The 12,777-nt window shown below is 67.6% G+C and carries 8 protein-coding genes, 1 tRNA gene and 1 pseudogene; 4 read left to right on the top strand and 6 right to left on the bottom strand.

The annotated features are described in order from the left end of the window. Positions 1 to 123: 123 nt before the first annotated feature. Together ABIA38_RS02000 and ABIA38_RS01995 are read right to left on the bottom strand one after the other, a co-directional pair. Positions 124 to 1,383 (bottom strand): branched-chain amino acid ABC transporter substrate-binding protein, encoded by a 1,260-nt coding sequence (locus tag ABIA38_RS02000; RefSeq protein ID WP_424636585.1) that lies wholly within the window; start codon positions 1,381 to 1,383, stop codon positions 124 to 126. Between the two features lie 243 nt (positions 1,384 to 1,626). Beyond that, positions 1,627 to 2,247 carry an ANTAR domain-containing response regulator gene (locus ABIA38_RS01995; RefSeq protein WP_424636584.1) on the bottom strand — a complete coding sequence of 207 codons (621 nt, stop codon included), beginning with the start codon at positions 2,245 to 2,247 and terminating at the stop codon, positions 1,627 to 1,629. Positions 2,248 to 2,359: 112 nt separating this feature from the next. Between ABIA38_RS01995 and ABIA38_RS01990 the strand changes: the two genes are divergently transcribed. The 4 genes and pseudogenes from ABIA38_RS01990 to ABIA38_RS01975 all read left to right on the top strand — a co-directional run bounded on the left by ABIA38_RS01990 (position 2,360) and on the right by ABIA38_RS01975 (position 4,035). Beyond that, positions 2,360 to 2,433 (top strand) — tRNA-Leu (locus ABIA38_RS01990). 73 nt (positions 2,434 to 2,506) lie between these two features. After that, positions 2,507 to 2,614: pseudogene (locus ABIA38_RS01985) on the top strand (helix-turn-helix domain-containing protein); the annotation flags it as partial. 276 nt (positions 2,615 to 2,890) lie between these two features. After that, positions 2,891 to 3,268 carry a hypothetical protein gene (locus ABIA38_RS01980; protein ID WP_424636773.1) on the top strand — a complete coding sequence of 126 codons (378 nt, stop codon included), beginning with the start codon at positions 2,891 to 2,893 and terminating at the stop codon, positions 3,266 to 3,268. Between the two features lie 11 nt (positions 3,269 to 3,279). Further along, positions 3,280 to 4,035, top strand: a complete 756-nt coding sequence (locus tag ABIA38_RS01975) for a transcriptional regulator (protein WP_424636583.1) — start codon at positions 3,280 to 3,282, stop codon at positions 4,033 to 4,035. Positions 4,036 to 4,094: 59 nt separating this feature from the next. Here the strand turns inward: ABIA38_RS01975 and pyk are convergent, their stop codons facing one another. From pyk to ABIA38_RS01955, 4 genes are all read right to left on the bottom strand, one after another. Further along, entirely contained in the window at positions 4,095 to 5,519 is a 1,425-nt protein-coding gene (gene pyk, locus ABIA38_RS01970) for a pyruvate kinase (protein WP_424636759.1), read from the bottom strand. Positions 5,520 to 5,677: 158 nt separating this feature from the next. Beyond that, positions 5,678 to 7,138: a glutamate synthase subunit beta gene (locus ABIA38_RS01965; RefSeq protein ID WP_424636582.1), complete on the bottom strand. Its 1,461-nt coding sequence runs from the start codon at positions 7,136 to 7,138 to the stop codon at positions 5,678 to 5,680. After that, the gene (gltB, locus tag ABIA38_RS01960) at positions 7,131 to 11,681 is read right to left on the bottom strand and encodes a glutamate synthase large subunit (protein ID WP_424636758.1); all 4,551 of its coding nucleotides are present in this window, start codon (positions 11,679 to 11,681) and stop codon (positions 7,131 to 7,133) included. Before gltB ends, ABIA38_RS01965 begins: the two co-directional genes overlap by 8 nt. 314 nt (positions 11,682 to 11,995) lie before the next feature. Then, the gene (locus ABIA38_RS01955) at positions 11,996 to 12,727 is read right to left on the bottom strand and encodes a VIT1/CCC1 transporter family protein (protein WP_424636757.1); all 732 of its coding nucleotides are present in this window, start codon (positions 12,725 to 12,727) and stop codon (positions 11,996 to 11,998) included. Positions 12,728 to 12,777: the final 50 nt, after the last annotated feature.

The following is a 12,777-nucleotide window of genomic DNA, read 5'->3' as shown; positions in this document are numbered from 1 at the left end:
TCCAGGATTTCATCAGGTTGCATAAGGAAAGCTTCCTCAAGAAAACCGGACGGGCCGGGTCTTCCCGAAAACTCCGGGAAGACCCGGCCCGATCGTCAGGTTGTGCCGCCCTCGACGAAGAGGTCAGCTGCCCACGAGCTGGTCGATGTCGCCCATGTAGCCGATCTTTCCGCCCTTGACCTGGTAGATGAAGGTCGTCGCCCCGTCGAATTCACCATTCGGCAGGAACTTGAAGGTCTTGGTCAAACCCTTGTACGAAGCACCCTTGAGCTTGCCCAGCATGCCCTCGCGGGTGACCTTCTCCGCGCCGTAGGTCTTCATCTGCTCGATCACCAGGTTCGCGATGTCGAACGACTCCGCCGAGTACGTGCTCGGGTTCGTGTTGAACCGCTTCTTGTAGTCCTCGGTGAACTGCTTCGTGGCCGCCTCGACGTTCGCGTCCGCACACGGGCAGGTCAGGTACCAGTCGTTCGCGGCGTCGCCCGCCAGCGAGACGAACTGCGCGTCGTTGGTGCCGTCACCGGAGAACTTGGGGCCGGTGAAGCCGGCTTCCTTGAGCTTCTTGGCGAACGGCGCGCCGTCCTGGTAGTAGCCCGCGTAGATCATCGCGTCCGCGCCGGAGTTCTTGATCTTCGTGGAGATCGGGCCGTAGTCCGGGGTGGCCTTGGGCACGCTGTCCGAGACCACCTGCACGCCCGCCTTGGCCAGCTCGTCCTTGGCCACCTTCGACAGGCCCACGCCGTACTCGGTCTTGTCGTCCACGACGAAGACCTTCTTGGCCTGGAGCTTCTTCGCGAGATACTTCGCCATCCCGCCGCCCTGGGCGTTGTCGTTCGGCGCACCGCGCAGGAACGCGGTGAAATTGTTCTCCTTGTTCGTCAGCGACGGGTTGGTCGCCGACGGGGAAACCGTGGCCAGCTTCGCCTGCGCGTAGTTCGGCGAAGCGGCCTTGGTCGGGCCGGAGAAGGCGGGGCCGATAACGGCAACAACGTTGCTGTCGTCGATCAGCTTCTGCGCCGCGGAGACCGACTTGGTCTCCGATGCCTCGTCGTCCGAGGTCTTGAACTTCACCGTGAAGGGAAGATCGCCCTTCGCGTTGGCCTGCTCGACGGCGAGCCGAGCGCCGTTCTCTTCGTTGATGCCAAGCTGGGCATTCTCCCCCGACAACCCCGCTTGGAAACCTATCGTCCAGCTCGGCTTGTTTCCGCCGCCGCCGGGTGCGCCGGGAGTACTCCCGCCGTTGTCCTTCTTCTTGTCGCCGTCATCACTGCCGCACGCAGAAAGCACGAGTGCCGCTGCCGCGATGGGCAGCGCGATTTTGATCACGCGTCGCTTGAGCACAGCAAACCCCAACCCCTTGTAGAAAAAGTTCGGAGCCCGCATCGGGGCGCCTTCACAAACCGCGATGAACATGCGGTGCCCGGAATGTAGTCCGGCCGGAAGGGCAGCGGCAGTCCGCCGACCGAGATGTGATGCGCCCGTAACCAGATGTAATCCGAAAGAAACGGATAGCGAATTCCAATGAAGCAAAGTGATCAAATATGATCATCAGGTGCCGGAAAAACAACGAACCCGTCCGGTTTGCCTACAACCGGACGGGTTCGTTATTAAATCGACAAGGCTGCCTCAGTCGGCGACATCGCCCCCGGACACGACCACCTCGGCCACCGTGCGCATCGACATCCGCCGATCCATCGACGCCTTCTGAATCCAGCGGAACGCCTCGGGCTCGGACATCCCGTACTTCTCCTGCAACACACTCTTGGCCCGGTCCACCAGCTTGCGGGTCTCCAGGCGGGCGGTCAGATCGCCGACCTCGCGCTCCAGGGCAGCCAGTTCGGTGTACCGCGAAACAGCCATCTCGATCGCCGGCACCAGATCGCCCTTGGTGAACGGCTTCACCAGGTAGGCCATCGCCCCGGCATCCCGAGCCCGCTCGACCAGCTCGCGCTGGGAGAACGCGGTCAACATCAACACCGGCGCGAGCCGCGCCTGGGCGATCTGCTCGGCCGCCGAAATCCCGTCCAATATCGGCATCTTCACATCGAGGATGACCAGATCGGGCCGAAACTCCTGCACGAGCTCCACGGCCCGCTGCCCGTCCCCCGCCTCCCCGACGACGTGGTACCCCTCTTCCTCCAACATCTCTTTCAGATCGAGCCGAATCAGCGCCTCGTCCTCGGCGATGACGACCCGGGCGCGCTGGCTGTCCTGCGCCGCATCAGACGGCTGCGTGGCGGCGGTCACGTCGCTCCCTCGATCAGAGAAATGGTGCGGACACGAGGGTACCGAGACACGGTAAGGTGTCTGCCAGGCAGGGCGACCTGACCTGACAAGGACAACGAAATGTCCGAAATAAGCCCTGGTATTCCAATTGGCAGAGAATGACGGCTCAAACCCGTTATGTTGTGGGTTCGAGTCCCACCCAGGGCACCTAGAACGGTCATTCGGGTGAACCGAGCGCGTTCGGCTGAGATCTCGCACCGTTGTACAGAGTCTCGTACGTATGTACGCACAAGAGACTGTGGATCTGGCGCTTCGCCTCCACAAGCAGGGATTGACCGACGCAGCCGTTGCCCACGCTTGCGGGGTCTCGGTGCGGACAGTGCGTCACTGGCGCCGGGGAACACGACGGGCACCCGGAACGGTACGTGGTCGGCCACAGCCGACGTGTGAAGGGGTGCACTCCGTCATCACTCCGAGCGCGTACTCCTACTTGCTGGGCCTCTATCTCGGAGACGGGCACATCATCAGCAAGCCTCGCCAACACACTTTGACGGTCTCGTGTTGCGACAACTGGCCCGGCCTTATCGACGAAGCAGCGAAGGCGATGCAAATCCTCCTGCCCTGTGCGGCCGTTGGGTTCGTAGCGAGGTCCGGTTGCACGGATGTGAAGTCGTACTCCAAGCACTGGCCCTGCCTGTTCCCCCAACACGGCCCCGGCCGCAAGCACGAGCGGCCGATCGTCCTCGAATCCTGGCAACGGGACATCGTCCGAGCCGAACCCTGGGCCCTCGCGCGCGACCTGATCCACTCCGACGGTTGTCGAAACGTCAACTGGACCACCAAGATCGTCGCCGGCGAGCGCAAGCGCTACGAATACCCGCGCTACCTCTTCGCCAACGAATCCATGGACATCATGCGGATCCTCACAACGACGCTGGACGAAGTCGGTGTCGAGTGGAAGTTCCCCCGGCGGAACCTCCTCTCCGTGGCCCGCCGCGCCTCCGTCGCGCTCATGGACCAACACGTCGGCCCCAAATACTGACGGCCTATTGCATGTACGACAGGACAACGCGCCTCGTGGCGCTGCGGCTCGTCGGTGACGGGCGCAGCCTGAACTCGGTGAGCAAGGAAACCGGAATCTCGCGCTCCGCCATGCGCTCGTGGCAGGCCCGCATCGATCCGGTGCGGCCCACCGACTGCGTGCGCTGTACCGGATTGCCCACCGATCCCGAACCCGCGCGGGACTACTCCTACCTACTCGGCCTGTACCTGGGCGACGGCTGCCTCAGCAGCTACGCCCGGAGCGTCTACGGCCTCCGGATCGCCTGTGCGGACGCATGGCCCGGCCTGATGGACGAATGCGAAGCGGCGATGCGCGCAATTCGCCCCGAAAGCAACGTCTTTCGCGCACCTCGCCAGGGCTGCCACATGGTCACGTCGCTCTGGAAGCACTGGCCCTGCCTGTTCCCCCAACACGGCCCCGGCCGCAAGCACGAGCGGCCGATCGCCCTCGAGTCCTGGCAACGGGACATCGTCCGAGCCCAGCCCTGGGCCCTCGTGCGCGGCCTGATCCACTCCGACGGATGTCGGAACGTCAACTGGACCACCAAGATCGTCGCCGGCGAGCGCAAGCGCTACGAATACCCGCGCTACCTGTTCACCAACGAGTCGATGGACATCATGCGCATCCTCACGACGACGCTGGACCAACTCGGTGTCGAGTGGAAATTCGCCCGCCGCAACAACCTCTCGATCGCCCGCCGCGCCTCCGTCGCGCTCATGGACCAACACGTCGGCCCCAAATACTGACAGCCCGCCACCTCCCCGCAAGGAAGGAGGTGACGGGCCATCGGCGCTACCGCCAGGCGTTACTCGGTCGGCAGATCTCCTATGTGGTGCAGCCGGATCAGGTTGGTCGACCCCGGCACCCCGGGCGGGGAGCCCGCCGTGATGACCACCAGGTCGCCCTTCTTGCAGCGGCCGATGGCCAGCAGGGCCGCGTCGACCTGGCGGACCATTTCGTCGGTGTGGCTGCACAGCGGGCCGAGGAAGGTCTCCAGGCCCCACGTGAGCGCCAGCCGGCTGCGCACCGCGGGTTCCGGGGTGAAGGCCAGCATCGGGATCATCGAGCGGTACCGGGACAACCTGCGCCCCGTGTCACCGCTCTGGGTGAACGCCACCAGATACTTGGCGTCCAGTCGCTCGGCGATCTCGATCGCGGCCTTCGCGATCACGCCGCCCTGCGTACGCGGGCCGGCCAGGCTGCGGATCTCCTCCCGCATCGCGGTGGAGTCCTCGGCCGCGACCACGATCCGCGCCATGGTCTTTACGGTCTCGATCGGATACTTCCCGACCGAGGTCTCGCCCGACAACATGACCGCGTCGGCGCCGTCCAGGACGGCGTTGGCGACGTCGGACGCCTCGGCCCGGGTGGGGCGCGAGGCGCTGATCATCGATTCGAGCATCTGGGTGGCGACGATGACGGGCTTGGCGTTGGCCCGGGCCAGCGTGATCGCGCGCTTCTGCACGATCGGCACGGCCTCCAGCGGCATCTCGACGCCCAGGTCGCCGCGGGCGACCATGATGGCGTCGAAGGCGAGGACGATCTCCTCGAGGTTGTCCACCGCCTGCGGCTTCTCGATCTTCGCGATCACCGGCAGCCGGACACCGACCTCGTCCATGATCTTGTGGACATCCTCGATGTCCCTCGCGGCGCGCACGAAGGACAGCGCGATCATGTCCGCGCCGAGGGCGAGACCCCACTTGAGGTCCTCGATGTCCTTCTCGGACAGCGCGGGCACACTCACGGCCACGCCGGGCAGGTTGAGCCCCTTGTGGTCGGAGACCATGCCCCCCTCGATGACGATCGTGTGCACGCGCGGGCCCTCGACGTCGACGACCTCCAGGGTGACCCGGCCGTCGTCGATGAGGATCCGCTCGCCCTTGGTGACGTCGGCGGTCAGCCCCTTGTAGGTGGTGCCGACCTCGTGCTTGTCGCCGGGGACGTCCTCGGTCGTGATCGTGAACTCGTCGCCGCGCTCGAGGAGCACGGGGCCCTCGGCGAAGGTCTCCAGGCGGATCTTGGGACCCTGGAGGTCGACGAGGATGCCGACGCTGCGACCGGATTCGTCGGATGCCCGACGGACGCGGTGATAGCGCTCCTCGTGCTCGGCGTAGGCGCCGTGGCTGAGGTTGAAGCGGGCTACATCCATGCCTGCGTCGACCAGCGTGCGGATCTGTTCATATGAATTGGTGGCAGGACCCAGGGTGCAGACAATTTTGGCTCGACGCATGGTCATAGAGCCTAGTTCCTACCGCCGGGTAAGCCGTACCCGCGTCCGGTATATGGCGCTTTTCCAGCATGCGGAAAGGGCGCCGCAACGGCGGCGCCCTTTCTCGTTCACGCGACTTTCGTCACATATTCAATCTCAGCTCGGCCGGTCACCCCGCGTCACACCGTGAGCGGCCGATCCGTCGGCCGGATCGGCGCCGGCAGGTTGCTCCCACCGGTCAGCCACGCGTCCACCGAGGCCGCGCACGAGCGTCCCTCGGCGATCGCCCAGACGATCAGCGACTGCCCGCGCCCGGCGTCCCCGGCCACGAACACGCCGTCGACATTCGTCGCGAACGCCTCGTCCCGGGCCACATTGCCGCGTTCGTCCAGGGCGAGGCCGAGCTGCTCGACCAGCCCGTTGGACCGGTCCGTCCCGGTGAAGCCCATGGCCAGGAAGACGAAGTCCGCCGGGATCTCCCGCTCGGTGCCCGGCACCGGCGCGAAGCGGCCGTCCTTGAACTCCACCTCGACCAGCTTCAGCGCCCGCACCCGCCCGTCCGCCCCGCCGACGAACTCCTGGGTGTTGACCGCGTAGACGCGCTCGCCGCCCTCCTCGTGCGCGCTGGCGACCCGGTAGGTCATCGGGTAGGTCGGCCACGGCTGCGCGGCGGGCCGCTCCTCCGAGGGTCGCGGCATGATCTCCAGTTGGGTGACCGAGGCCGCGCCCTGGCGGTGCGCGGTGCCCAGGCAGTCCGCGCCGGTGTCGCCGCCGCCGATGATCACCACGTGCTTCCCGGCCACGTCGATCGGCGAGGCGACCAGGTCGCCCTCCTGCACCTTGTTGGCGAACGGCAGGTATTCCATCGCCTGATGGATCCCACCGAACTCCCGCCCGGGAATCGGCAGATCACGCGCGGCGGTGGCACCGGCCGCGATCACCACCGAGTCGTAGCGGCGGCGCAGCTTGGCCGCGTCCAGATCGGTGCCGATCTGCATACCGGTGTAGAACTTGGTGCCCTCGGCGCGCATTTGTTCGATACGCCGATTGATGTGCCGCTTTTCCATCTTGAATTCGGGGATGCCGTAGCGCAGCAGTCCGCCGATCCGGTCGGCTCGCTCGTACACGGCGACCGTGTGTCCGGCCCGGGTGAGTTGCTGGGCCACCGCGAGACCGGCCGGTCCGGAGCCGATCACCGCGACGGTCTTCCCGGAGAGCCGGTCGGGCGGCTGGGGGGCGACGTTGTTGTCGTCCCAGGCCCGGTCGATGATCGAGACTTCGACGTTCTTGATGGTGACGGGTGCCTGGTTGATGCCGAGCACGCAGGCCGTCTCGCAGGGCGCCGGGCACAGCCGACCGGTGAATTCGGGGAAGTTGTTGGTCGCGTGCAGTCGTTCGCTCGCGGTCTGCCAGTCGTCGCGCCAGACCAGGTCGTTCCACTCGGGGATGATGTTCCCGAGCGGGCAGCCGTTGTGGCAGAACGGGATGCCGCAGTCCATGCAGCGGCCGGCCTGTTCGGTGATGATCGGGAGCAGCGTGCGCTCCTCGTACACCTCCTTCCAGTCCCGGATGCGCACGTCGACGGGGCGACGCTTGCCCAACTCCTGGGGCGTGGTCAAGAAGCCCTTCGGGTCAGCCATGAACCGCCTCCATCATCTTCTGGACGATCTCGGTCTCGGGGAGACCGGCTCGCTCGGCGGCGTCCTTGGCGGCGAGCACTGCCTTGTAGTCCGTGGGCAGGATCTTGGTGAAGCGCCGGGAGGCGGCGTCCCAGTCGGAGAGCAGCGCTGCGGCGACGGCCGAGCCGGTCTCCTCGTGGTGCCGGCGCACAACGTCGTGCAGTTCGGCGCGGTCGGCGGGGTCGAGGTTTTCGACGCCCACGAGTTCGGTGTTGATGTTGTTCGGGTCGGCGTCGAGCAGGTATGCGATGCCGCCCGACATGCCGGCGGCGAAGTTGCGTCCGGTGGGCCCGAGTACCACGGCCCGGCCGCCGGTCATGTATTCGCAGCCGTGGTCGCCGACGCCTTCGACCACTGCCGTGGCGCCGGAGTTGCGCACGCAGAAGCGTTCGCCGACGACGCCGCGCAGGTAGATCTCCCCACTCGTGGCGCCGTAGCCGATCACGTTGCCGGCGATGATGTTGTCCTCGGCGGCGAAAGTCGCGGCTCGGTCCGGGCGGACGATGATCCGCCCGCCCGAGAGCCCCTTGCCGACGTAGTCGTTGCCGTCACCTTCGAGCCGCAGGGTGATGCCCTTGGGGACGAACGCGCCGAACGACTGTCCGGCCGAGCCGGTCAGGGTGATGTCGATGGTGTCGTCGGGCAGCCCGGCGCCCCGGTAGCGCTTGGTGACCTGGTGTCCGAGCATCGTGCCGACGGTGCGGTTGGTGTTTTGCACCGGCAGGTTGATCACGACCTTGTCGCCGTTCTCCAGCGCATCGGCGGCCAGCTGGATCAGCTGGTTGTCGAGTGCCTTGGCCAGCCCGTGGTCCTGCGGGCCGGTGTGGTGCAGTGCGGCACCGTCGGCCAGGGCGGGTACGTGGAACAGCGGTGCCAGGTCGAGCCCGGCGGCCTTCCAGTGTTCGATCGCCGCTCCGGTGTCCAGGAGTTCGGCGTGCCCGACGGCCTCCTCGAGCGTGCGGAAGCCGAGTTCGGCGAGCAGTTCGCGTACCTCTTCGGCGATGAACTCGAAGAAGTTGACCACGTGTTCGGCCTTGCCGTTGTACCGCTCGCGCAGTACGGGGTTTTGCGTCGCGACGCCCACCGGGCAGGTGTCCAGGTGGCAGACGCGCATCATCACGCAGCCGGAGACCACCAACGGCGCGGTGGCGAAGCCGTATTCCTCGGCGCCGAGCAGGGCCGCGACCAGCACGTCCCGCCCGGTCTTGAGCTGCCCGTCGGTCTGCACCACGATTCGCTCGCGCAGCCCGTTGAGCAGCAGCGTCTGCTGGGTTTCGGCGAGGCCGAGTTCCCAGGGGCCGCCCGCGTGCTTGAGCGAGGTGAGCGGCGAGGCGCCGGTGCCGCCGTCGTGGCCGGAGATGAGCACCACGTCGGCGTGCGCCTTGGAGACGCCCGCCGCGACCGTGCCGACGCCGACCTCGGCGACCAGCTTGACGTGTACCCGGGCCGCGGGGTTGGCGTTCTTGAGGTCGTGGATGAGCTGGGCGAGGTCTTCGATCGAGTAGATGTCGTGGTGCGGCGGCGGTGAGATGAGGCCGACGCCGGGGGTGGAGTGCCGGGTTCGGGCCACCCACGGGTAGACCTTGTGTCCGGGCAGTTGGCCGCCCTCGCCGGGCTTGGCGCCCTGGGCCATCTTGATCTGGATGTCGTCGGCGTTGACCAGGTATTCGCTGGTGACGCCGAAGCGCCCGGAGGCGACCTGCTTGATCGCCGAGCGCCGCTCGGGGTCGTACAGCCGCTCGGGGTCCTCGCCGCCCTCGCCGGTGTTGGACTTGCCGCCGAGCCGGTTCATCGCGATGGCGAGCGTCTGGTGTGCCTCCATCGAGATGGAGCCGTAGGACATCGCGCCCGTGGAGAACCGCTTGACGATCTCCGAGACGGGTTCGACCTCGTCGATCGAGATGGCCTCTCGCGCGCCGGCCTTGAAGGCGAACAGGCCGCGCAGCGTCATCAGCCGCTTGGACTGTTCGTCCACCCGCTCGGTGTACTTCTTGAAGATGTCGTAGCGCCGGGTGCGGGTGGCGTGTTGCAGCCGAAAGACGGTCTCGGGGTCGAACAGGTGCGGTTCGCCCTCGCGCCGCCACTGGTACTCGCCGCCGATCTCCAGCCTGCGGTGCGAGGGGGCGATCCCGGTGGGCGGGTATGCCTTGGCGTGCCGCCGGGCGACCTCTTCGGCGACGATGTCGAGGCCGATGCCGCCGAGCTTGCTGGTGGTGCCGGTGAAGTATTCGGCGACGAAGTCCTCGGCCAGGCCGACGGCTTCGAAGACCTGGGCGCCGCGGTAGGAGGCGACGGTGGAGATGCCCATCTTGGACATCACCTTGAGCACGCCCTTGCCGAGTGCCTTGATCAGGTTGCGGATGGCCTGCTCGGGCTCGATGTCGCCGAGGAAGACACCGTCCCGGACCAGGTCCTCGACCGATTCCATGGCCAGGTAAGGGTTGACCGCGGCGGCGCCGTAGCCGATCAGCAGCGCGACGTGGTGCACCTCGCGCACGTCGCCGGCCTCGACGATCAGCCCGACCTGGGTGCGGGTCTTGGTCCGGATCAGGTGGTGGTGGACGGCGGAGGTGAGCAGCAGCGAGGGGATCGGCGCGTGCTCGGCGTCCGAATGGCGGTCGGACAGGACCACGATGCGGGCGCCGTCGGCGATCGCGCCGGTGGTCTCGGCGCGGATCTCCTCGAGCCGCCTGGCCAGCGCGGCGCCGCCGCCGTCGACCGGGTAGAGCCCGGAGATGGTGACGGCCTTGAGGCCCGGCTGGTCGCCGTCGAGGTTGATGTGGATGAGCTTGGCGAGTTCGTCGTTGTCGAGCACCGGGAAGGGCAGCACGACGTTGCGGCAGTCCGCGGCCTTGGGCTCGAGCAGGTTGCCCTCGGGGCCGACGAAGCTGCCGAGGGAGGTGACCAGTTCTTCCCGGATCGCGTCCAGCGGCGGGTTGGTGACCTGGGCGAACAGTTGTACGAAGTAGTCGAACAGCAGTCGCGGCTTGGCGGAGAGGGCGGCGATCGGGCTGTCCGTGCCCATCGAGCCGAGCGGTTCGCCGCCGGCCCGGGCCATCGGCGCCAGGATGACGCGCAGTTCCTCCTCTGTGTACCCGAAGGTCTGCTGGCGCCGGGAGACCGAGGCATGGGTGTGTACGACGTGCTCGCGCTCGGGCAGGTCCTCCAGGTTGATCAGGCCCGCGTGCAGCCATTCCTGGTAGGGGTGTTCGGCGGCCAGCGCGGCCTTGATCTCGTCGTCCTCGACGATCCGCCGGGCCTCGGTGTCCACCAGGAACATCCGGCCGGGCTGCAGCCGGCCCTTGCGGACGATCCTCCCGGGGTCGATGTCCAGGACGCCGACCTCGGAGGAGAGCACCACGAGGCCGTCGTCGGTGACCCAATACCGGGACGGCCGCAGGCCGTTGCGGTCCAGGACCGCGCCGATCAGGCTGCCGTCGGTGAAGGTGACACAGGCGGGGCCGTCCCACGGTTCCATCACGGTGGCGTGGAACTTGTAGAACGCGCGCCGGGCGGCGTCCATCGTGGCGTGGTTCTCCCACGCCTCGGGGATCATCATCAACACGGCGTGCGGCAGCGGCCGGCCGCCGAGGTGGAGCAGTTCGAGCACCTCGTCGAAGGACGCCGAGTCGGACGCGTCGGGCGTACAGATCGGGTAGAGCCGGCTCGGGTCGCCGGGGATCAGGTCGGTGGCGAGCATCGACTCGCGCGCGGCCATCCAGTTGCGGTTGCCCTTGACCGTGTTGATCTCGCCGTTGTGCGCGATGAAGCGGTACGGGTGGGCGAGCGGCCAGGCCGGGAACGTGTTGGTGGAGAACCGGGAGTGGACGAGCCCGATCGCCGAGGCCAGGCGTCGGTCGGACAGGTCCGGGAAGAACGGCTCGAGTTGCCCGGTGGTGAGCATGCCCTTGTAGACCAGGGTGCGCGCGGACAACGACGCGAAGTAGACCTCGACCTCGCGCTCGGCGCGCTTGCGCAGCGCGAACGCGAGCCGGTCGAGGGCGATTCCGCTGACCGTGTCGTCGACGCCGGCCACGAACAGTTGGGCGAAGCGCGGCATGGTCTCGCGCGCGGTGGCGCCGACCAGACCCGATGTCGTGGGTACCTCGCGCCAGCCCAGGACGCGCAGGTTCTCCTCGGCGGCGATCCGCTCGATGGAGGACTTGGCGCGCCCGGCGTGCACGTCGTCGTCGGGCAGGAAGGCGATGCCGACGGCGTAGCCGCCCGCCTCGGGCAGTGCGAAGCCGACGTTCTCGCGCAGGAAGGCGTCCGGGACCTGGATCAGGATGCCCGCGCCGTCGCCGGTGTCGGGTTCGGCGCCGGTGGCGCCGCGGTGTTCCATGTTGCGCAGGACGGTGAGCGCCTGGTCGACGATGTCGTGGCTGGGCTCGCCGGTGAGCGTGGCCACGAATCCGACACCACAGGCGTCGTGCTCGTTACGGGGGTCGTACAACCCCTGTGCCGCGGGAAGCGCGGAGAAGAGGGGGCCCGGAGTTGCGGGCATGGCAGGAGGCATGGGCGCTCCCGTCGTCGTCGTGGCGTGTGGTGCGCAACAGGGACGACGTTGGCCCTCTGCGATTTCGTGCAGGTTACACGATCGGTACGAGTATCCGTAACCCGGGACAAACCCGTCTCACCATGTGGTCACCAGGGTGATTCGGCCCGGTCGTCGAACGTTGCGCCGCGCCGGTCGCCTTGGCATATCGGGTGGCTCATTCCCGACCATCCCACCACCGAAACAGTCTGTGGCACCTCGCGAAATTGATCGTTTCCGGACCGAGTCGCAGTGCTACCCCCGTGTTACGTATGCCTCACCGGTCACACCTGTTGGCCGATCAGCAGGCCGAGCAGATAGGTCAGCCCGCCGGCCGCCGCGCCCAGGACCAACTGGCGGGTGCCGCTGAACCACCACGGCCGGGCGGTCACCCGGGAGACCGCGGCGCCGGCGCCGAACAGGCCGAGCCCGGTCAGCAGCAGGGCGGGCGTGAGGGTGCCGGCGCCGAGCAGGTAGGGCAGCAGGGGGAGCAGCGCGCCGATCGCGAAGAAGGCGAACGAGGAGCCGGCGGCCAGCCACGGCGAGGGCAGGTCGTGCGGGTCGACGCCGAGTTCCTCGCGGGCGTGGATCTCCAGGGCCAGTTCCGGGTCGCGGGAGAGTTGCCGGGCCACCTCGACGGCGAGGTCCTCGTCCAGGCCGCGGGCGAGGTAGAGCTCGGCGAGTTCGCGTTGTTCGGCCTCGGGGCTGCGGACCAGTTCGCGGCGTTCGATCTCCAGCTCGGCGCGGGCCAGTTCGGCCTGCGAGGCGACCGAGGTGTATTCCCCCGCCGCCATCGAGAAGGCGCCGCCGGCCAGCCCGGCCAGGCCGGTGACCACCACGGTCTTCGGGGTGGCGTCGCTGCCGACGACGCCGGCGATCAGCGCGAAGTTGGAGACCAGTCCGTCCATCGCGCCGAACACGGCCGGGCGCAGCCAGCCGCCGCCGATGTCGCGGTGGGTGTGGTCGATGCCGTCCTGGTGCCCGAGCGCCGGGGCATCGGGGACCTCGGGGGCCATGTCGGTGGTCTTCACGGTGGTGGGCCTCTCGTCACGCTGGGGCCACGACG

Source organism: Embleya sp. AB8 (genome assembly GCF_049739465.1).
GTDB lineage: Bacteria > Actinomycetota > Actinomycetes > Streptomycetales > Streptomycetaceae > Embleya.
Note: the sequence above shows the minus strand (reverse complement) of the source record. Positions and strands in the feature narration are given on the sequence as shown.

Bases quoted from the DNA above. Each gene is read 5' to 3' on its own strand.
- ABIA38_RS02000 (WP_424636585.1), bottom strand. From the start codon at position 1,383: ATGCGGGCTCCGAACTTTTTCTACAAGGGGTTGGGGTTTGCTGTGCTC.
- ABIA38_RS01975 (WP_424636583.1), top strand. From the start codon at position 3,280: ATGTACGACAGGACAACGCGCCTCGTGGCGCTGCGGCTCGTCGGTGAC.
- pyk (WP_424636759.1), bottom strand. From the start codon at position 5,519: ATGCGTCGAGCCAAAATTGTCTGCACCCTGGGTCCTGCCACCAATTCA.
- ABIA38_RS01965 (WP_424636582.1), bottom strand. From the start codon at position 7,138: ATGGCTGACCCGAAGGGCTTCTTGACCACGCCCCAGGAGTTGGGCAAG.
- gltB (WP_424636758.1), bottom strand. From the start codon at position 11,681: ATGCCCGCAACTCCGGGCCCCCTCTTCTCCGCGCTTCCCGCGGCACAG.
- ABIA38_RS01955 (WP_424636757.1), bottom strand. From the start codon at position 12,727: ATGGCCCCCGAGGTCCCCGATGCCCCGGCGCTCGGGCACCAGGACGGC.